The organism is Aquitalea sp. S1-19, from assembly GCF_024343515.1.
Map to the genome: position 1 here is coordinate 1 of NZ_RJTZ01000058.1, position 19,690 is coordinate 19,690.

Consider the following 19,690-nt stretch of genomic DNA (forward strand, 5'->3'; position numbering starts at 1 on the left):
TGGCCAAGTTCGGCCCCAAGGCCCAGCTGACCGCTTCCACCATCAACTGGGGCGGCTACTACACCCGCGCAGCCAAGGCCACGCTGGACAAGAGCTGGAAATCGGACAGCGTGGACTGGGGCATCAAGGACGGCATGGTGGCACTGAGCCCGCTGAATCCGGTCGTACCTAAACCTCTGGCTGCCAAGTTCAATGCCAAGAAGGCACTGTTTGCCAGCGGCAAGTTCCACAGCTTTACCGGTCCTATCGTCGATCAGGCCGGCAAGACCATGGTTGCAGCAGGTCAGGTACTGCCGCAAAAAGGCGTGGATACCATGAACTGGTATGTGAAGGGCGTGGAAGGCTCGATTCCGAAGTAAGCATTGGCTCCATCCGCCACACAACCGCCCTTCGGGGCGGTTTTGCATTGACGCGCTATGGTGAGACTTGCATTACGCAAGGAGAGACCATCGTGCAAAGCGCACTCATCCTGATCGACTACATCAACGATATCGTCACCGCACCGCGTTACCGCGACTTTCTGGCGCGCCACCATACGCTGGAACGCCTGCCGCGGCTGATAAGCAGCCTGCGCAACTACGGCATACCGGTCATCCATGTCCGCGTCGGCTTTTCCGACGACTACCGCGAACTGCCGCGCGCCTCTCCCCTATTTGCCAGTGCCGCCATCCGTGGCGCACTGCGCCTGAGCACCGCCGGCTGCGATTTTCATCCGGCCGCCGCCCCCCTGCCTGGAGAAACCATCATCCTCAAGCGCCGCGTCAATGCCTTTTACGGCACGGCGCTAGATCTTCTGCTGCGCAATATGCGCTGCGAGCGCCTGCTGATTGCCGGCTGCGCCACCGATCTCGCGGTGCAAAGCACGGTACGCGACGCACACGACCGCGACTATCGCGTCACGGTGCTGGGCGGATTTTGTATCGCGGCCAGCGATGCCGACCACGATGACACCTTGCGCCTGCTCGCACGCGTGGCGCTGGTCTCGCGCGAACAAGGCGGCCACGCAATAGCGGAAGTACCTGCCTAAGATAAAGCCATGCCGTTTGGCAAAGACATGGAACACCAACAAGGGGACATCAAGATGGGAGCAAGCATGCGAATCGGTGCACTACTGGCAAGCGTCAGCCTGCTGGCGGCCTGCGCCACCACCTCCACCGTGCAAAGCCAGTGGCAAGATCCGGCCTATAAGGGCGGGCCGATCAAAAGCGCCGTGGTACTGGCCATAGGTGGCAGCATCACCGAGCAGCGCATTTTCGAAGACAGTGTCGTGGCGCGCATGCAGACGCTGGGCGTGCAGGCCACGCCGGCTTATGCGCTTCTGCCGCCTTCATCCACGCCAGTGGCCGAGGCGGATCTGGAGAGTGCGGTACGCAAGGCAGGTGTGCAGGGCTTTATGCTGATCAAGCTGCTGCCACCGGAAACGGGCTACCAAAGCGTAGCGCAACCGGTATTCCCGCAGCCCATGTTCGGCTGGTACGGGCCGTACCAGAACTTCTACAGCAGTTACCAGACACTGGTGCCTTACTCCATCGCATCCAGCCAGACCACACTATGGGACACCCAGACCCGGCGCCTGCTGTGGTCGGGCAATCTGCAATCATTTGATCCGGCCTCGGTTGCAGCGACTGCCAACGCCTACGCCGCGACCTTGAGCAAAACCCTGCAACAAGGCGGTTTGCTGCCCTGACTTTTACACCAGCCACTCACGCCGGCCCTGCTGCTCCATCAGCGAATTCCACGCCTGCATGATTTTCTGGAATTTGCTGCTGGTCGGCTGCAGGGCGCGCACCCTGCCCAGCATGGCATGTCCCGCGCGCACATGGCTTTCGTGCCAGCCCTGGCGGTAAACCAGCGCGATAATCGCATTGCTGGTGTTCAGCATCACCTGAACATTATCCGGCAGCTCGGCATAAGCCTTGCCAAACAGGCTGACCGCCTGCTCGTAATGGCCAGCCTGTGCTTCGCGCACCGCCGCGTTATTAAGATTAACCACGCTCTGTACGTTTTCGGCGATGAGTTCGCGCCCGGCCTCGGTGCGGCCAACCTGGTCAAACAAGCACCCCAGCGACTCCAGCAAGGCTTCGTCATCATGATGGTTGCGCACCAGTGTGCGCGCCACTTCGTCGCCCAGATCAGGGCGCGCCAGGCTGTAGCATGCGCGCGCATATTCCATGCGCGCCTCGACCCCCAGTTTGCCCTCAAGCTGCGGCAGGCGCTCGGCGGTGCTCGCCAGGAGCTGGGCAGCCTTGCTCTTGTTACCGGCTTGCTGCTGCAGCTGGCTGTCTATCACATCGGCGACCCAGTTGCCGGCATCGTCGTGCTTGTAATCGCGACGCAAGCCGGCCAGCGTCTTGCCCGCCGCGACACTGTCGCGTTGCGCCAGCTGTACCCGGGCTAGCTGGGCATACAGCGCCGGCTGGCGATGCCAGCTATGTTTGGCCAGGGTCAGCGTCGTGCTGCAGGCGGCTTCTGCCGTCACCAGATCGCCATTGGCAAACGCAACTTCACCCAGCTGTTTTTGCCGGCGCACCACCACCGGCGACAAGCAGGTGGCTTGCTGCAGATTAAGCTGGGCCTGTACACCATCGTGATTGGCCAGATGTATCTTGGCCAGCCAGTCGTAGGCTTCCATCACCCGGTCGTTGTCCTGCAGCACCTGCTCGAACAGCATGCGCGCCTCGTCGTAAGACTTGAGCCCGGTCAGCGCCTTGGCCAAGCCCAGCCTGGCCCAGGGCAGCGGCTTGAGACGCAACACTTCGACGTACAGTTTCTTGGCGCTGTCCCAGTCGCCTATTTTCAGGCTAAGGTTGCCCTTGAGGCGCATAAAATCGAGGGTGAATTCGCTTTTGTCCTGAATCTGTTTGCTGCAGGCTTCGGTCGCCGCCATATACTCGAAGCGCATCAGCGCATCGTCTACCACGCGAAAAGCCTCGCGCCGGCGTATCGCCCGCTCCAGACGCAGGCGCAATTCTTCGCCGGTAAAGGGCTTGAGCAGGTATTCGTCCGGCGCCATTTCGGCGGCCGAAATCACCCGCTGGGCGCGCCGCTCGCCGGTCACAATCATGAATACACAGGACTGCTTAAGCAGATTGCGCTCGCGTGCCTCTTCAAACAGATACAGACCGTCGTAACCATTGCCCAGATCGTAGTCGCACAGCACGACATCAAAATCGTAACGCGCAAGTTTGGCCAGCGCATCGTTGCCACGGCTGGCGTACTCGACCCGTTCGGCGCCAAAGCTGCCCAGCGTCATCGCCAGCGCGCGCTGCATCTCGGGCACGCTGTCTATCACCAGAAACAGCTTGCGCCGGTAAGGATTCAGCTCTTCGGCCGATGCCGGGTGCTTGCCCTTGTAAGCGCCAGCGATGGCCTGGAATGAATTGGACTGGCTGCTATTCATATCGCGCCCCTGTGTACATCTGCTCTATCCATTATTGCGCGGTCAGCTTGGCGTAGCGCAAATCCAGCCACTTCATCCCATGCTCGGCAAAATTGATCTGCAGGCGCACATCGCTGCCGCTGCCTTCGGCGCTCACCACCATGCCGATGCCGAATTTGGCATGCCCCACGCTCTGCCCGATATGAAAGCCGCCATAATCGCCCCCCTTAGGGCTCGCCCAGGCCGGCATGGCCTCGGTCAGCCACGGCGCCTTGGCCGGTGCGCGCGGCGGTGCTTTCTTGCCGGCCAGCTCGTGCACCAGCTCTTGCGGAATCTCGTCGACAAAGCGCGAACGGATCGGATAGCGGCTCTGGCCATGCAGCATGCGGCTTTGCGCCGAACTCAGATAAAGGCGCTTGCGTGCCCGCGTCACCGCCACATACATCAGCCGGCGCTCTTCCTGCAGCCCCTTGCTGTCGTTCAGACTGTTCTCGTGTGGAAATAAACCCTCTTCCAGCCCGGACACAAACACCGCATCGAATTCCAGCCCCTTGGCCGCGTGTACCGTCATCAGCTGCAAGGCATCGGAGCCGGCATCGGCCTGATGCTCGCCGGCTTCCAGACTGGCGGCGGTGAGAAACTCGACCATTTCCTGTGCCGGATCGTCGGGCATAAAACCGGCGGCGGCATTGATCAGCTCGTCCAGGTTGGCCAGGCGCTCCTCGCCCTCCTTGCGGTCGGCCTCGTACAAGGCCCGCAAGCCGGAGCGGTCTATGATCAGGCTGATCATTTCAGCGAGCGTCAAGAGCTCGACCTTGGCGCGCAACTCTTCAATCAGCAGCACGAACGCCGCCACCTTGCCGGCGCTACGCCCGCCGCTGGCGCCACACGTAGCCTGCCACAGCGACACGCCCTGCTCGCGGCTCAGGGTCTGGATGTTTTCCACACTGCGCGCACCGATGCCGCGTGCCGGCACATTGATCACACGCAGCAAGGCATTGTCGTCGTCCGGGTTGGACACCAGACGCAGATAGGCCATCGCATGCTTGATTTCCTGACGCTCGAAAAAGCGCAGGCCGCCATAGATGCGGTAGGCCAGGCCGGCATTGACCAGCGCATGTTCCAGCGCGCGCGACTGCGCGTTGGAGCGGTACAGCACGGCCATATCGGACAGATTCCAGCCCTCGCGCACCAGTGCCTTGACTTCATCGCAGACAAACTCGGCCTCGTCGCCGTCCGAATAGGCCTCGTACAGGCGGATGGGCTCACCCTCGCCGGCATCGGTCCACAGATTCTTGCCCAGACGGCCATCGTTTTTCTCGATCAGCGCATTGGCTGCGGTCAGGATATTGCCGACCGAGCGATAATTCTGCTCCAGCCGCACCGGCCCTTCGATACCGTAATCGGCCAGCAGCGAGCGCATATTGCCCACCTCGGCACCACGGAAAGCATAGATGCTCTGATCGTCGTCACCGACGGCAAACAGCGCGGCATCGCTGCCGGCCAGCAGGCGCAGCCAGGCGTACTGCAACAGGTTGGTGTCCTGAAACTCGTCAACCAGGATATGGCGGAAACGGTTGCGGTAATGCTCGGCCAGCGCCGCATTGCGGCTTAACAGCTCGTAACAGCGCAGCAGGAGTTCGGCAAAATCGACCACGCCTTCGCGATGGCACTGCGCATCGTAAGCGGCGTAAATCTCGATCAGCTTGCGGGTATAGCTATCATGCGCCGACAGCTCGCCAGCACGGCGGCCGGCCTCTTTATTGCCATTGATAAAGGCGGCCACCGCCTTGGGCGGGAATTTTTCGTCGGACACATCGAGGATTTTCAGCAGCCGCTTGATGGCCGACGACTGCTCGCCCGAGTCCATAATCTGGAAGGTCTGCGGCAAACCGGCATCGCGGTAATGGATGCGCAACATGCGGTTGCACAGGCCGTGGAAAGTGCCTATCCACATGGTGCGGGTATTGACCGGCAGCATGGCCGACAGCCGCGTCTGCATCTCGCGCGCGGCCTTATTGGTAAAGGTCACGCCAAGAATGGCGGCGGGCGATGCCTGCCCGGTCGACAAGAGCCAGGCAATGCGCGTCGTCAGCACCCGTGTTTTGCCGCTACCGGCACCGGCCAGCACCAGAGCGCTTTTCGCCGGCCAGGTCACGGCGCGTAATTGTTCGGGATTCAGACCGGCGAGAAGATCGGCGTTCATGGGGCAAAGCCTTGCTGGAGAAACAAAACAGGGATTCTACACCAGCGGGGGGAATGGGACGTCAGGAGTGGGGAGTGGGGAGTGGGGAGTGGGGAGCTTACCCCCTAATCCCTACTCCCCACTCCCTATAATCAGAAACCGATGCTGGCGCCCAGATACGCGCCATCGGCGATCTTGCGGTCACGGCGATCGTTGCGCTCGACTTTGAACTCGCGCCAGCCGGCTTCCACACCGATCAGCGGCAGCGGCTTCCAGCGCAGGCCAAGCATGGTGTCACTGACCCTGCTGACGCTGCCGCTGGCGGCGGCTTCCGGTGCCCAGTAACCCTGCACGAAAGCTTCGCTGGAGAAAGGCAGATCAACCGTTACCCGGCCGCCGACCATGGCGGCGGTGGCATCGCCACCTGCATCCAGCCACATGGCCTTGCCGCCCAGATCCACGCGGGCAAACGGTACCGGCAGACCGAAGGTCAGGCCGATACCGCCGGCTTCTGCCGTGCCGTGCTTGTCCGACTGCAGATAATCCAGCGTAATGCCAGGGCCGAAGCCGGTGGCGGTGCGGCTGATAAAGCCGCCATGTTCGGTTGCCGCCAGCGTCAGATCACCAGCCAGAGCAGGCAGGGCGGCAGCGGCCAGTACGGCAGCCAGTAAAGTCTTTTTCAACATCTTTTTTCTCGGTTTAAAACAATAAAAAACCCGCACCCCCACAGCCCAAGGCGCGGAAGCGCGGGTAGCTTTCAGTCGGCAATCCGCGTTTCCAGTTCGAGCAAGCGTGCCTTGAGCGCCGCCACTTCGGCTTCCAGCGCGGCGACGCGACCGGTCAGACCAACCACAATCGCATCGCACTCCTCGCCGCGCGGCGGTGCCTGATGGGTGCCCGGTTCGGGCATGCCGGACAACAGATGCGCCCAGCGTGCTTCGCGCTCGCCAGCCTGGCGTGGCAGATGCACCGCCAGTGGCGGATATTTGTCGGCCAGCGCATCCAGTGAGGTTTCGACTTCTTCCACGCTGGAAAAACTGTAGATACGCCCGGCGCGGGTGCGGATCTCGGCCGGAGTCTGCGGCCCGCGCAGCATCAACATGGCCAGCACTGCCAGACGGGCACCCTCGATATTCCATGCATACGGCAGCCGGTGCTCGTATTTGGCAACACGCGCGCCAGCCGGCATGCGTTCACCCACTAGCTTTTGTGCCATCAGCGACGCCAGTGCGGCACTGAGATCGGCCTCGCCCAGACTCATCACCGGTTCGCGGCTGGTGAGCTGGTTGCACGCCGACAGCAGCGCATTGAGCGTCAGCGGATAGGTATCGGGGTTCAGCGCCTGTTTTTCGACCAGACAAGCCAGTACCCGTACTTCGACCGGGTCAAGTTGATGCGTATCCATAATGCCTCCTTGCGATGACGCTTATCATCGCATCAAACCCGCTGCGCTGCATTACCTGGACGCTTGCGCCAGCAGCCTTTCCATCTCGTGCTTGAGCGCCAGTTCGTGATGGCGCTGCTTGCGCTCGTCCTGCGACAGAGCCTTGTATAGCGACACCATCATGCCGACCATAATCAGCGCAAACGGCAGCGCCGCGATAATCGACACGCTCTGCAGGCCCTTGAGACCGCCACTGCCAAGCAAGATCAGCGCAATAGCCGACACCGATATCCCCCACACCAGCTTGACCCGATGGCCCGGATTGAGGCTGCCCTTGCTGGACAGCATGCCCAGCACAAAGGTGGCCGAATCGGCCGAGGTGACAAAGAAGCTCAGCACCAGGAGCATGGCTACGCCCGAGATCAGCGTCCCGCCAGGCAGTCCGGCAAACATATGGTAGAGCGCGGTAGAAGCATCGCTGCCTGCGGCGGCAACCAGATCGGCATGGCCGAACAACTGCATCCACAAGCCGGTACCGCCGAACACCGAGAACCAGAGAAAGCTAGCCAGCGCCGGCACCAGCAGCACGCCGACGACGAATTCGCGGATGGTGCGGCCCTTAGACACACGGGCAATGAACATGCCGACAAACGGCGCCCAAGTAATCCACCAGGCCCAGTAGAACAGCGTCCAGCCGGCGACCCAGGTGTTCTGCGAATACGGCGTCAGCCTCAGGCTTTGCGAGATCAGATCATCCAGATAGTCGCCCAGCGTGGTGGTGAAGATCTCGAAGATAAACGCCGTCGGCCCCAATATCGCCACCAGCAACAACAAGCCGACCGCCAGCCACAGGTTGAGGTTGGACAGGATACGGATGCCACGGGTGAGACCGGTCAGCGACGACAGCACAAACAGCACGGTGGCGGTGGCAATCACGACAAAGGTCGTCCAGCCACCGCTTGGAATCCCGAACAGGAGCTTCAGACCGGATTCGATCTGCAAGGCACCAAAACCCAGCGAAGTCGCTACACCGAAGGCCGTGGCCAGCACCGCCAGCACATCAATAGCCTTGCCGATGGGCCCCTCCACCCTATCACCCAGCAAGGGGCGGAATACCGAACTGATCAGTCCGGGGGCGCCGCGGTTAAATTTGAAGTACGCCAGCGCCAGCCCCATCACGCAGTAAATCGCCCACGGATGCAGGCCCCAGTGAAAGAACGAAGCATGCATCGCCATGCGGGCCGCCTCCGGTGTCTGGGCGGCTATGCCCTGCGATGGGGAGGCAAAGTGCGACAGCGGCTCGGCCGTACCCCAAAACACCAGGCCTATGCCCATGCCGGCGGAAAACAGCATGGCAAACCAGCTGCCACGGGAGAACTCGGGCTCGGCATCTTCGCCACCCAGACGGATCTGGGCAAAACGGCTGAATGCGAGATAGAGGGCAAACAACAGAAAGCCAAATACGGATAAGAGATAGAACCAGCCGAAACGGGCAATGGTCAGCGACAGCAACTCTGCGGTGACCTGGTTCATTTGTTCGGGCACAAACAGGCCGAGCAGGACGAAAAGAACGGTAAGAGCCAGCGAAATACGTAAAACCATATTGTCTCCTTGAGTGGCCTGTCATCCATGCGCGCCATACCGGGGCAGGAAAACAGTGCCGGGGTTGGTGGTTCAGGTGACTCAAGGCGAGCCGATGCGGACAAGGCCGCGATACCCGGGGAACGGGTGTTCATCAAGACGGGCGTATAGCCCGGACAAGAAATAACTCAAAAAACATAAAATGTGGGCAAAGCCTATCATCTTTGTGCAATGCGGCGCAAACCGCATGGCTACTGTCGCTTGACAGCCACCCGCGCTGGCGCGACCCTAGCGCCCCCAGAATCCACCCGACGCCCTACCATGCTCCGAGCCGATATTTTGCTGGTCGAACAAGGCCTTGCCCCCTCCCGTACTGCCGCCCAAAACCTGATTACCGCAGGCCGGGTCAGCATTGTGCGCGACGGCAAGCTGCAGCCGCTGGCCAAAGTCAGCCAGAAACTGGCATCCGATACCCGCTTTGATATTGTGCCGGATGCCGCCGACCGTTACGTGTCGCGCGGCGCACTCAAGCTGGAAGGCGCACTGGCCGAAACCGGCCTTGACGTGACCGGCATGCGGGCACTGGATGTGGGCCAGTCTACCGGCGGCTTTACCGACTGCCTGCTGCAGGCCGGCGCGCATCGCGTGGTCGGCGTCGATGTCGGCCATGACCAGCTGGCGCAAAAAATACGCGACGACGTGCGGGTACGCTATTTCGAGGGAGTCAACGGGCGCGCGCTGGATCACGCGGCCTTGCTGGCGGCCAATGATGGCGCGGCATTCGATCTGATGGTATGCGATGTGTCGTTTATTTCGCTGACCCTGATCCTGCCTTCCGCCCTGCCCTTGATCCGGACTGGCGGCTACCTGCTAAGTCTGGTCAAGCCGCAGTTCGAAGTCGGACGCGAAGGACTGGGACACGGCGGCATTGTGCGCAATGAAAGCCTGTACCAAGGGGTCAAGGACAAGATTTCTCTGGCGGTGGAAGCCGAAGGCTTCGAGCTCTTGCGCTGGCTGGACAGCCCGATCAAGGGCGGGGACGGCAACAGGGAGTTTTTTGTGTGGGCGCGCAAGAATAGCTAGCGCGAATGCGCCTGTCCGGCTCCGTCGGGCAGGCGCACCACCAACCAAATCCAAAAGCATTCAATCACTAAATTGCATAAAACAATTGCATAGTAAGCGCTTGCACTTAATAATGATCCGGTAACTTTGAGTAGAGGTTGCACTGTCTAAGAGTATGCGGCGGGAGCTTGAACCCAATGATCGCCGCAAAAAGGAGCCAGTGCCGAAGTAGCCAAGCCGTCAGGCAAAGCTGCTGGGGACATTTCAAACAGGAATGTCACTGCCATAGTCTGAGCAAACTATGGAGCGCTACTGAAAGGGTAGGAGTCTCCCCCGGACGCCCTTGGTGCGTCTGCTGTCTTCTGGTCCTCTCGGTAGGTCTCCACCTGTAATCCACATAGGTGATACGAGATCATGGAACTAAGCCAATATTCCGATTCTTTACTGTCTGTCTTGCCGCCTTTGGTGGCGGTCTCTCTGGCGGTCATTACCCGTCGCGTCGTACTGTCGCTAGGCCTTGGCATTGCCGTAGGTGCCCTGCTGTTGACCGGCAACCTCCTGTCGGCCGGTCAATATATCGGACAATCTGCACTGGCCATTTTCTGGGACGGCAGTGCGCCCAACTGGGGCAGCGTCAATATCCTGCTATTTCTGCTGTTGCTGGGTTTTCTGATTGCACTGATGACTCTCACCGGCGGCAGCCGTGCCTTTGCCGAATGGGCACAGCAGCGCATCAAGAGCCGCCGTCAGGCTAAAGCCATGACCGGCCTGCTGGTGTTTCTGTTCTTTATCGATGATTACTTCCATAGCCTTGCCGTTGGCACCATTTGCCGCCCGGTCACCGACCGCTACCGCATTTCTCGCGCCAAACTGGCTTATCTGCTGGATTCAACGGCCGCACCGATCTGCGTGATCATGCCGGTTTCGTCGTGGGGCGCGTATATCGTTGCCCTGATTGGTGGCATTCTGGCCGCACACGGCATTCAGCAGCACAGCGCGTTCTCGGCTTTTATGACCATGGTGCCGATGAATTTCTATGCCCTGTTCACCCTGCTGCTGGTCGTTGCCACCATTATCCGGCCGCTGGATCTGGGCGCGATGGCACAGCATGAGGCGCAGGCACAAAACGGCATGCTGTACGACCAGAGCAAGGGCACGCCACCCGGTGTCAGCAAGGAACTACAAGCTGTAGGCGAGGGGCAGGTGCGCGATCTGGTGCTGCCCATTCTCACGCTGGTGCTGACCACGATCTACTTTATGCTGGCGACCGGGGCCGATGTACTGGCACAAAACGCCAAGGTGTTCAGCCTCTTGGGCGCATTCGAAAATACCAATGTCGGGCTGTCTCTGGTCTACGGCGCACTGAGCGCACTGGCGGTAGCCGGCGTACTGGCACTGCGTCTGGGCCTGCCCGTGCGCGACTGGTTGTCGGTGCTGCGCCACGGCTTTGCCGCCATGTGGCCGGCACTGCGCATCCTGCTGCTGGCATGGCTGATCGCCGCCGTGATCCGCGATGTCCAGACCGGCAAATATCTGGCGTCGATGGCGCAGCTGGCTATGCCATCCTGGCTCTTGCCGGCGGTCTTGTTCGTGCTCGCCGGTGCCATGGCGTTTTCCACCGGCACCAGTTGGGGCACGTTCGGCATCATGCTGCCGCTGGGTGCCGATCTGGTGATGGCGACCGAACCTGCCCTGCTGCTGCCGGCCCTGTCGGCGGTGCTGGCTGGTGCCGTGTTTGGCGACCATTGCTCGCCCATTTCCGACACCACCATCCTGTCATCGACCGGCGCGGGCAGCCACCATATCGACCATGTGCTCACCCAGCTACCGTATTCCTTACTGGTTGCGCTGGGCTCCATCGCAGGCTACCTGGTACTGGGCGCTTCCGGCTCGGTCTGGCTGGGCCTGCTGACCTGCTCGCTATGGTTTGCCCTGACCCTGCCGCTGCTGCATCACTACCAGTTACGCCGCCCGGCGCTGGTGCCTTGCGCGGCATAAACGGCTAGCCCTGCATCACCGATAAAAAAGAGAGGACCACCCTCATGGTGGTCCTCTCTTTTTATCTACGCCAGACGTCGTCATGCCTGGTTTGGCAGGCCCGAATCACAGCACCGGGCGCTTATCAAACAGCTTGTTTTCGTCGTCATCATGCACATTACGCACGATCAGCAAGGGCAATGGCGCCATGCGTAGCAGCGTTTCGGCAAAGCTGCCCATCAGCAGGGTCATCAAGCCGCCACGGCCATGGGTGCCCACCACGATCAGGTCGGCATTGTGGTCATGAGCGGCAGCAAGCAGAACCTTGGCCATATCCTTGGCGCCATCCCAGCTCTCCAGAATCAGCGGCGTCACATTGCTAATACCGCCCGCGCGCGCTTGTGCCTCGGCTTCGGCCATGATCTGCGTGCCGCGCTCATGCGCCAGCGTATGCAGATCATGGTTACCCAGCATGCCGACGCCCTCCACACTGATGTCACGCAAGCTGGCCACATGCACCAGAATCAGCCTGCCCTGCTTGACCTGGGCCAGCTTGATGGCCTCCTGCAAGGCCAAGGCAGCGTTATGGCTGCCATCCAGTGCGATCACGATATTCTGGTACATGCTGCATCCTTTCAAAGAGGAAGATAACTGACTGATTGTTACTGATTGTTGGCCTTTTTGACCCGCCACACCAGCAGCCGGATCAATAAAACACCATTAACCGGCGCTTGCCGCCTCGAAGATGGCGTAGGTTTTTTTCGCGGGCTCCAGCACCTGCCACACACCTTCAAAACCGGCGGGAATCACGAAATGGTCGCCGGCCTGCAGCAGCACTTCATGACCGCTGCTATCGCTGACCCGCACCAAGCCTTCCAGCAGGGTACAGAATTCGTGTTCGCTATATTTGACACGCCATGTACCCAGACCACCCGACCAGATGCCGGCGTGAAACTGGCCGCTGGGGTCGGAGTAATGGTTGTCCACCCGCTGCCGGCACTCGCCCTCGATATGGCGCTCGGCGGTAGCGACAAACTCGTCGCCCACCACCGGGTGACGGGCAAACACGATGATATCCTGCGCACTTTTCATGACTCTCTCCTTTGTGTGTCTAATATTTTCGACAAATGTGACACACAAAGGCGATAGGCTTCAAGCCATAACCCGATATAAATATCGTCCTGCCCGATGCTTCAGCCGGTTTTGCTTAGCGCCAGCTGCCGCGCGGCGCTATCCATAAAGCTCCACGCCACCACCCGGCTCAGCTTTTGCCCCTGCCCCATCGCCAGCACCCGGACTTCGACGACACCGGCCTGCTTCAGCGCATAGCGAAGATCTGGCAGGTTTTCCGACTTGGACAACAAGGTGGTAAACCACACGCATTGCGTGGCGAAGTGCCGGCTTTCAGCCAGCATGCGCCCGACAAAAGCCGCCTCGCCACCTTCGCACCACAACTCGTGGCTGCGGCCGCCGAAATTCAGCACGGGTTTAGCGCTTTTCTTGCCCGACAGATTGCCGACCTTGCGCCGGCTGCCGGCTGTTGCCTCTGCTGCCGAGGCGTGAAACGGCGGGTTGCACAGCGAAAACGCATACTGTTCGCCGCGACGGATAATGCCGGCAAAAATCGCCGTATCGGTAGCCTGCAAGCGGCAGCTCACTGCGCCGGCTAGCGACGGGTTAGCCGCAACGATGGTTTCGGCACAACGGATCGCCTGCGCATCGATATCGCTGCCGACAAAACGCCAGCCATATTCGGCATGGCCAATCAGCGGATAGATGCAGTTGGCACCGACGCCGATATCCAGGCCACGCACCGCCGCGCCACGCGGGATCTCGCCGCCGCAATCCCCCGCCAGCAGATCGGCCACGGTATGGATATAGTCGGCGCGCCCCGGTATCGGCGGACACAGAAAACCATCGGGAATGTCCCAGTGCGCGATACCGTACTGTGCGGCAAGCAGAGCGCGGTTGAGCGCCTTGACCGCCAGCGGCTCGGCAAAGTCGATGGTGGACTCCCCCGCCGGATTGCTTTTTACAAACGGCGCGAGTTCCGGGCTGGCGGCCAGCAGGGCGGCAAAGTCGTAGCGCCCCTGATGGCGGTTGCGCGGATGCAGGCCAGGCTTTGCCGCCTGCGGTTTTTGATTCGGTTTTTGCAATTTGAGCATGATTTCAGTCCATCAACTGGCGGTAGAGATAAACCAGCACCCGTGCCAGTTCTTCGGCGGTCTGTGCCTGCGCCGCATTGCCGCTGTGGCCGCCGCCGGCGGTTTCCAGCAAGAGCGCGTCGTGCCCCAGTTCGGCTAGACGCGCGACCATCTTGCGCGCGTGACCCGGGTGCACGCGGTCATCCTTGGCGCTGGTGGTAAACAGCGCCAGCGGATAGTCAGCATCAGCCTGTACATGATGGTAGGGCGAATACGCCGCCAGCGCCGCGCGCTCGGTCGCATCGTCCGGGTCGCCGTATTCATCTATCCAGCTGGCACCGGCCAACAGCTCGGTGTAGCGCAGCATGTCCAGCAGCGGCACTTCGCACACCACAGCATTAAAAAGCTCAGGGCGGCGCACCATGCACGCCCCCACCAACAGGCCGCCGTTGCTGCCGCCTTCTATCCCCAGCCGGCGCGGGCTGGTCAACCCGTGCGCGATCAGGTCTTCAGCCACCGCGATAAAGTCGCCGAAACTCACCGCACGGCGCACACCCTGTGCCGCCTGATGCCAGGCGGGGCCGAACTCGCCGCCGCCCCGGATGCAGGCCAGCACGAAGGCGCCACCCTTTTCCAGCCAGTGCGGGCCGAAATTCTCGATGTAGTAAGGCAGCATCGACACTTCAAAGCCGCCATAGCCGTACATCAGCGTCGGCGTATTGCCATCCAGCACCGTGTCCTTGCCGCGCACCACAAAGTACGGGATCGCGGTGCCATCCCCGGCCAGCGCATGGCGCTGCTCGGCGACAAAGGCCGAGGCATCGAAGGCTGCCGGCTGCGCGCGCAGCACCTCCTGCTCGCCGGTCGCCACATTCAGCCGATACAGCCCGGTCGGGGTCAGGAAGTCGCTGAAGCTGTAGCAAATAATGTCCGTATCCCACGGCTGGTCGGCAAACTCGATCACGCCGCTGTCAGCCACCGGCAGCGCGCGTTCGCACCAGACGCCCTCCACCTTGTCGAAGGCCAGCAAACGGCTTTTCACGTTGTCGATCAGATTGACCACCAGACTCGCACGCGTCGTCTCGACCGAGTCGATGGAACGCTTGGCTGCCGGCGCCACCAGCACCTGCACCCGGCCTAGCAGCATAGGTAGCTCCCCTCTCCCCGAGGGAGAGGGGTCAGGGGTGAGGGCCGGGAGCGCCACCGCCAGCAAACTGCCGGCAGCGTAGCTCTCGCCCTGCCACACCCAGTCATCGGCCAGCTTGACCAGCAAATCACCGAACAGATAACCCTCGATCTCCGCCTTGGGCGGCAGCGGCAGCGCATGGGTCGCCAGCGTGGCATCAATTAGGTGGTAGGTCTTGCTATAGAAGGAATCCGACGCCTCGATGAGGTCGAGCACGCTGCCGTCGGCATCGAGATAACGCCACGCCGCCACCATCATCGCGTCCTTGGGTGCGGCAAACAGCTGCGTCCATCCATGCTGGCCGTCGGCAGCACGCTTGACCAGCCACACCTCGCGCGGATAGCCGGCGCGCGTCAGCGGTGCGCCCTTCCAGCCGGGGCAAACAAAGGCGCTGTCCACATCACGCCAGGCGATATGGCTCTTGCCCTCGGGAAAATCAAAGCCGTGCTCCACCCAGTCCTGTGCTTCGATATCGTACTCGCGGCACACCGTCGCATCCTGCCCGCCACGGGTCAGGAACACCTGCACCCGCGAAGGGATCAGCGTGCAGTGCGAAATGCCGTCGAGAAACCAGTCTTCCTTGTCGGCTGCCGCCAGCGCGTCGATATCGAGCACAATGTCCCAGTCCTGCGCACCGGCGCGGTAGGCATCGAGCGAGGTGCGGCGGTAAACACCGCGCGCATGCGCCTCATCCTGATGGAAGTTGTACAGCCAGGCGCCGTGTTCGGCAAAAAACGGGATCTGCCGCGTGTCCTGCAAATGGGCCAGGATCTCGGCCGAGAGCGGCGCGAAGCGCGCATCGGTGTCTAGCAGGCTGCGGGTCTTGCTGTTCTGCACGTTTACCCAGGCTTGCACCTCGGGCGCGTCCAGATTTTCCAGCCATTGGTGGGGGTCGGTGTGGGGCATGTGGCATCGTTGCTAAAAATGAATGGAGGCGATGATGCCAGTAAAGCTCGCGTGGCGGGATACTTAGCAACACATCACCCGCCAAAAATGCAGTCTGAGTGCTACCACTGTAAAACCGGTACATCCCGCCAAACGGGATGTACCGGATAAATACAAAACAGAAAATGCCGCCCTCCCGTCAGCGCCGCCGCCTGCGCCACCAGCCAACCACACCGAGGCCGGACAGCATCAACAGCGCGCTGGCCGGCTCGGGTACCGGCGAGACCTCGCGCACCAGCCAGTTGCCAACCAAAGGGTTGCGCCCGGTGACCTGGCCGCCTTCCGATACAAAAATCGAGCCACCAGAGAGCGAGCCCCACGAATAGCCGTGCAACGCCGCTGCCGAATTCGCCAGCAGCAACTTGCCCTCGCTGCCATCGAGGTTGGTGTCAAACCGGCTGGGCTCGAACCAGCCGAAAAACTTGTCGAGCACCACCCCGTTCTCCGGCGTATACGGCGCGTAACCGTCCGAATCCATCGGGCCGATCTCGCCGAAATTCATGTCCATCAACTGCCGAACCTCGCCGGACGACGCGTAGCGCAGGCCATACATCGACATCGTTGCCTTGGCCACTGCGCCCTCGAACGACGCGCCGCCGGTCGCCACCGGCTGTAGCCACTCCAGCCCGCTGGCGTCGTCGAACACCAGCAACTGGTCGCCCGCCAGCAAGTCGCGCTTGAAGAGCTGCGCCTGCGCGCCGCCGGCGAGGCCAAGGGTCAGAGCCAGCACAGCCGCAGCAGCCAGGGATCTTTTCGCCTTCATAATTTTCTCCTCCCCCTTGCCTGAGCAATTGCCCCGCCGCGCTGCCGGCGGCTTCGAGCCGGTATTTTTCCTGTACGCCTCAACCCGATCAGGGGCCTTTGCCTGTCTGCGTTTTAACCCAGCGCGGCAGGCAACCACTGGAAGCCAGCACAGTCAGCACCTGCTCTCCCGCCATCAACCCCAGCTTGCGGTAGCTCTCCCATTGCTGGTCGTCGAAGAATTGGTCGATAGTGGTCTGCTGCGGAAAGGCAGGGTTGTTGCTGGCGTAATGCAGCAGGTCAGCCGGCATGCCCGAAACAACTCTGGGTTTGATCAGCACAATGCGGCAGACGGGCTCGCCTCTGGCCGGGTCTGCCGCCGGATAGACATTCAGCAGGATGGCACAGCGGGTATCGTCTTCCGCTTGTGTCACATGCTTACGCTGCAACAGGGCCAGACGCAAAGCATCCGGTGTGGTAAACACGTCGCGCAAGCCCTTGTGTGTGGCTGCATACTGATCGACCTCGATTTCCAGCGCAAAATCGACGCGCGCCAGCCGTACCAGATTGGCCAGATCATCGAAACGGTAATCCGGATCGGCGCCGCAGTCGCAGGCGACGATCAGCTTTACCTGCCGCCCGGGGCGCAATAGCTCGTACACGCCGGTATTTTCAAAGTGGCCCCCATCCGACAGATACTGCCAGCGCGAATGCAGGCCGCGAAAACGCCCGCTCCACTCGCGTAGCAGCAATAACTGATTGGCAAAAGCGCGCCATGGCCATGCATCAGCCACGGGTCGGGAAACCAGGCCGCTACCACGCAGCATCTGCCAGTCACCCAGACGGATATTGGCCAGGCCGCACAATAGCGAACTACCCAGCGAAGTGGCACGCCCCAGTCCGGTCGAAAAAGCCGCACCGGAAATGGCGACCCAGCGCCCCAGTTGCGGCACGCCTCCGTGCGGCACATGCAAACGCACGGCTTGGCCATCCACCCAAAAACGCACCTGGCCATCCGCCCCCGGCGCCAGACAGACCGGCTTGCCCTTGCGGTCACGCTGCACCAATTGCTCGGCGGGCCCCAAGGTCTGGTTCAGCGCGCAATTAATCAGATGCAGCGGTGCCAGCGTCGCGTGGCCATAGTAGTCGGCCAGGGTCAGATCATCGCCCGACATGGGCTCGGCACTGCTGTAAGCCCTGCGCTCCTTGCTGGCAAAACGCTGGCCATTGGAGGCCCCCAGATAGGCGCGGGTCAGACGCGCGGCATAGAACTGCTGCAATGACGACAGGCGTAGAAAGTCGGCCGGGCTGCCGGCAAGCGCGGCCAGCACCAGCGCCAGCAACACCAGCAAGAATAAGCGCCAGCCGGAAACAGAAGCGCCGCTAGCCGGCAAAGCCCCACCCCAGGCGACCGCCTGCACCAGACACGCCCACAGCATCAACACCACCAGCGCCAACAGCACACCCGCGACGCCCGTCAGCAGAGACAAGGGCAGCCGGGCTATCCAGCCTGACGGGGATTTTTCATCGAACACGCGGGCCAGATAACGCACCCCGGCCAGCGCCGCACCCAATGCGGCCACGAGCGACGACAAGGTCAGCGAACTAGCCGATGTGCGTTGCAGATAAAGGTAAAGCGACTGCCCCAGCGTTTCGACCAGCGCCAGCGTAAACAGCCCCAGCAAGAGCAGCAGACTGGCAGACAGACTGCGTGTCACACCTACCCGGTATTCTCCGCCGGCACCAGCTTCACCTGGCGCTTTGCGCTGCGCCCTCCAGCTATAGCCAAGCTGCAAGGCCCGGGCAGCCAGCCCCAGCCATAACAGGGCCCAGGCCGGAGAACGCCAGAAGCCGGCCTGGGTCGGCCATGTGGCAAAACACTCGAAATACGCCACCAGTAACGCCAGCGCCAACCATAGCCAATGCCCTGGCCTATAGCCGCCGCGACCCGGCGTATGGGGTGTCAGCCAGTAAGCCAGCGCAGCCGGTGCACACCATAACAGCAGCAGCGCCGGCAGCAGTCGCCACAAGGGGCTCCACCACAAGACAAAATCGGATCCCTTGCCCGATGCCAAAGCTGCACGCAGCCCCATGTCCAGCCCTGCCCATGCTGCCAGCCCGGACTCGGACCAGGCCAGCAACCCCAGCAACAGTACGGCCAGCGTGCCCAGCACCCCATGCACGGACAAAATATTGCGAATAAACAGCGCCAGGGCATAAGCCGTATCCCCGGCACCGGTAGGCAATAGATAGCGGCCGTTTTCGCGCAACCAGGCCAGCGGCATCGACCGCCCGGCCAAGGCATCGCCTTGCCGGGCCATCGTCCGGGTACGCCGGCTGGTACTGAACCGGGGCGGCGGCTCGACCCGCATCACTGCATAGGCATCAGCCGCCGCGCTCTCGGGCGTAGTCTCCTGGCGAAACCGTCCCGGAACAAACAGGCTGCAGAAAAAAGCGCCAAGATAGCCACCTCCACTGACGGTAGACAAATAATCGAAGCGCGCCAGCCATGATCCCTCGCCCTGCAGGCTATCCCTGTCCGAGCCTGTTGCCGGCACAGATGCATCCTCCAGCCGCGCCTTGGCCAGCGCCTGCATCACCCCCAACGAGAAGGTCGCACTGCGTATCCCGCCGCCGGATAAGGCCAGCGCCAGTTTCGGACCATCCGCTGCGCGGCCAAAACGCTGCCGGCGCCGGGCAATACGGACACACTCCTCGGAAAAACAGACAGGGTCAGCCGTTTGAGAGACAGGACGGGGCATGACATGCTCTAGAACAAGAAAATAGAGTCATAGCCATGTATTGCGGCAAAAGCAAAAGCGGGACACGCGTTTTAAAACAGGCCATGCGGACAAGAAAATGGCCGGAACCCGGCGTCCCATCAAGCCGAACGACAAGTGCGCCAGCGGAAAGCCACCAGGGCCAGCATCTCAGGTCACGACCTCCAATACTCGGCGCGTCCGGCGCCCTGCGCGAACGCCGCCGGCTGGCGGCGACCTGACTAGCGCCAGAAAAACACCGCGCTGAGCACCAGACCCAGCGTCACCACAAAGCCCTTAAGCCAGGCTTGCGGAATGCGCCGTGCCAGATGCACGCCGCCGATGCC

General features: G+C 61.6%; 15 protein-coding genes, 1 pseudogene and 1 riboswitch. Of the genes and pseudogenes, 5 read left to right on the plus strand and 11 right to left on the minus strand.

Features of this window, described 5'->3' with window-relative positions; all coding sequences use genetic code 11:
- The 3 genes and pseudogenes from EGI20_RS10180 to EGI20_RS10190 form a co-directional block, all read left to right on the plus strand.
- Positions 1 to 359 (plus strand): annotated as a pseudogene (locus EGI20_RS10180) (BMP family ABC transporter substrate-binding protein); the annotation flags it as partial.
- 92 nt (positions 360 to 451) lie between these two features.
- Positions 452 to 1,027 carry a cysteine hydrolase family protein gene (locus tag EGI20_RS10185; RefSeq protein ID WP_498631356.1) on the plus strand — a complete coding sequence of 192 codons (576 nt, stop codon included), beginning with the start codon at positions 452 to 454 and terminating at the stop codon, positions 1,025 to 1,027.
- A gap of 66 nt (positions 1,028 to 1,093) precedes the next feature.
- Positions 1,094 to 1,687, plus strand: a complete 594-nt coding sequence (locus EGI20_RS10190; protein ID WP_498631357.1) for a hypothetical protein — start codon at positions 1,094 to 1,096, stop codon at positions 1,685 to 1,687.
- Between the two features lie 3 nt (positions 1,688 to 1,690).
- Here the strand turns inward: EGI20_RS10190 and EGI20_RS10195 are convergent, their stop codons facing one another.
- The 5 genes from EGI20_RS10195 to EGI20_RS10215 all read right to left on the minus strand — a co-directional run bounded on the left by EGI20_RS10195 (position 1,691) and on the right by EGI20_RS10215 (position 8,550).
- Entirely contained in the window at positions 1,691 to 3,400 is a 1,710-nt protein-coding gene (locus EGI20_RS10195; RefSeq protein ID WP_498631358.1) for a response regulator, read from the minus strand.
- 31 nt (positions 3,401 to 3,431) lie between these two features.
- Positions 3,432 to 5,585: a UvrD-helicase domain-containing protein gene (locus EGI20_RS10200; protein ID WP_498631359.1), complete on the minus strand. Its 2,154-nt coding sequence runs from the start codon at positions 5,583 to 5,585 to the stop codon at positions 3,432 to 3,434.
- 131 nt (positions 5,586 to 5,716) lie between these two features.
- Positions 5,717 to 6,250, minus strand: a complete 534-nt coding sequence (locus EGI20_RS10205) for a YfaZ family outer membrane protein (protein ID WP_498631360.1) — start codon at positions 6,248 to 6,250, stop codon at positions 5,717 to 5,719.
- A 71-nt stretch (positions 6,251 to 6,321) separates the two neighbouring features.
- Positions 6,322 to 6,969, minus strand: a complete 648-nt coding sequence (locus EGI20_RS10210) for a YceH family protein (protein WP_498631361.1) — start codon at positions 6,967 to 6,969, stop codon at positions 6,322 to 6,324.
- A gap of 51 nt (positions 6,970 to 7,020) precedes the next feature.
- Positions 7,021 to 8,550 carry a glycine betaine uptake BCCT transporter gene (locus EGI20_RS10215; RefSeq protein ID WP_498631362.1) on the minus strand — a complete coding sequence of 510 codons (1,530 nt, stop codon included), beginning with the start codon at positions 8,548 to 8,550 and terminating at the stop codon, positions 7,021 to 7,023.
- 300 nt (positions 8,551 to 8,850) lie between these two features.
- Between EGI20_RS10215 and EGI20_RS10220 the strand changes: the two genes are divergently transcribed.
- A complete protein-coding gene (locus tag EGI20_RS10220; protein WP_498631363.1) occupies positions 8,851 to 9,612 on the plus strand; it encodes a TlyA family RNA methyltransferase in 762 nt (253 codons plus the stop codon).
- A gap of 123 nt (positions 9,613 to 9,735) precedes the next feature.
- Positions 9,736 to 9,911, plus strand: a riboswitch (Lysine riboswitch).
- A 94-nt stretch (positions 9,912 to 10,005) separates the two neighbouring features.
- A complete protein-coding gene (locus EGI20_RS10225) occupies positions 10,006 to 11,589 on the plus strand; it encodes a Na+/H+ antiporter NhaC family protein (RefSeq protein WP_498631364.1) in 1,584 nt (527 codons plus the stop codon).
- 105 nt (positions 11,590 to 11,694) lie between these two features.
- Here the strand turns inward: EGI20_RS10225 and EGI20_RS10230 are convergent, their stop codons facing one another.
- The 6 genes from EGI20_RS10230 to EGI20_RS10255 form a co-directional block, all read right to left on the minus strand.
- On the minus strand, positions 11,695 to 12,192 hold the full coding sequence (locus EGI20_RS10230; protein WP_498631365.1) for a universal stress protein: 498 nt from the start codon (positions 12,190 to 12,192) through the stop codon (positions 11,695 to 11,697).
- Positions 12,193 to 12,288: 96 nt separating this feature from the next.
- A complete protein-coding gene (locus tag EGI20_RS10235; protein ID WP_498631366.1) occupies positions 12,289 to 12,660 on the minus strand; it encodes a cupin domain-containing protein in 372 nt (123 codons plus the stop codon).
- A gap of 101 nt (positions 12,661 to 12,761) precedes the next feature.
- Positions 12,762 to 13,733, minus strand: coding sequence for a 23S rRNA (adenine(1618)-N(6))-methyltransferase RlmF (gene rlmF / locus EGI20_RS10240; protein WP_498631367.1), 972 nt, complete (start codon positions 13,731 to 13,733; stop codon positions 12,762 to 12,764).
- A 4-nt stretch (positions 13,734 to 13,737) separates the two neighbouring features.
- Positions 13,738 to 15,804, minus strand: a complete 2,067-nt coding sequence (locus EGI20_RS10245; RefSeq protein ID WP_498631368.1) for a prolyl oligopeptidase family serine peptidase — start codon at positions 15,802 to 15,804, stop codon at positions 13,738 to 13,740.
- A gap of 178 nt (positions 15,805 to 15,982) precedes the next feature.
- Entirely contained in the window at positions 15,983 to 16,606 is a 624-nt protein-coding gene (locus EGI20_RS10250) for a PEP-CTERM sorting domain-containing protein (RefSeq protein ID WP_498631369.1), read from the minus strand.
- A gap of 88 nt (positions 16,607 to 16,694) precedes the next feature.
- The gene (locus EGI20_RS10255) at positions 16,695 to 19,346 is read right to left on the minus strand and encodes a patatin-like phospholipase family protein (protein WP_498631370.1); all 2,652 of its coding nucleotides are present in this window, start codon (positions 19,344 to 19,346) and stop codon (positions 16,695 to 16,697) included.
- Positions 19,347 to 19,690: the final 344 nt, after the last annotated feature.

Bases quoted from the DNA above. Each gene is read 5' to 3' on its own strand.
- EGI20_RS10190 (WP_498631357.1), top strand. From the start codon at position 1,094: ATGCGAATCGGTGCACTACTGGCAAGCGTCAGCCTGCTGGCGGCCTGC.
- EGI20_RS10195 (WP_498631358.1), bottom strand. From the start codon at position 3,400: ATGAATAGCAGCCAGTCCAATTCATTCCAGGCCATCGCTGGCGCTTAC.
- EGI20_RS10200 (WP_498631359.1), bottom strand. From the start codon at position 5,585: ATGAACGCCGATCTTCTCGCCGGTCTGAATCCCGAACAATTACGCGCC.
- EGI20_RS10205 (WP_498631360.1), bottom strand. From the start codon at position 6,250: ATGTTGAAAAAGACTTTACTGGCTGCCGTACTGGCCGCTGCCGCCCTG.
- EGI20_RS10210 (WP_498631361.1), bottom strand. From the start codon at position 6,969: ATGGATACGCATCAACTTGACCCGGTCGAAGTACGGGTACTGGCTTGT.
- EGI20_RS10215 (WP_498631362.1), bottom strand. From the start codon at position 8,550: ATGGTTTTACGTATTTCGCTGGCTCTTACCGTTCTTTTCGTCCTGCTC.
- EGI20_RS10220 (WP_498631363.1), top strand. From the start codon at position 8,851: ATGCTCCGAGCCGATATTTTGCTGGTCGAACAAGGCCTTGCCCCCTCC.
- EGI20_RS10225 (WP_498631364.1), top strand. From the start codon at position 10,006: ATGGAACTAAGCCAATATTCCGATTCTTTACTGTCTGTCTTGCCGCCT.
- EGI20_RS10230 (WP_498631365.1), bottom strand. From the start codon at position 12,192: ATGTACCAGAATATCGTGATCGCACTGGATGGCAGCCATAACGCTGCC.
- EGI20_RS10235 (WP_498631366.1), bottom strand. From the start codon at position 12,660: ATGAAAAGTGCGCAGGATATCATCGTGTTTGCCCGTCACCCGGTGGTG.
- rlmF (WP_498631367.1), bottom strand. From the start codon at position 13,733: ATGCTCAAATTGCAAAAACCGAATCAAAAACCGCAGGCGGCAAAGCCT.
- EGI20_RS10245 (WP_498631368.1), bottom strand. From the start codon at position 15,804: ATGCCCCACACCGACCCCCACCAATGGCTGGAAAATCTGGACGCGCCC.
- EGI20_RS10250 (WP_498631369.1), bottom strand. From the start codon at position 16,606: ATGAAGGCGAAAAGATCCCTGGCTGCTGCGGCTGTGCTGGCTCTGACC.
- EGI20_RS10255 (WP_498631370.1), bottom strand. From the start codon at position 19,346: ATGCCCCGTCCTGTCTCTCAAACGGCTGACCCTGTCTGTTTTTCCGAG.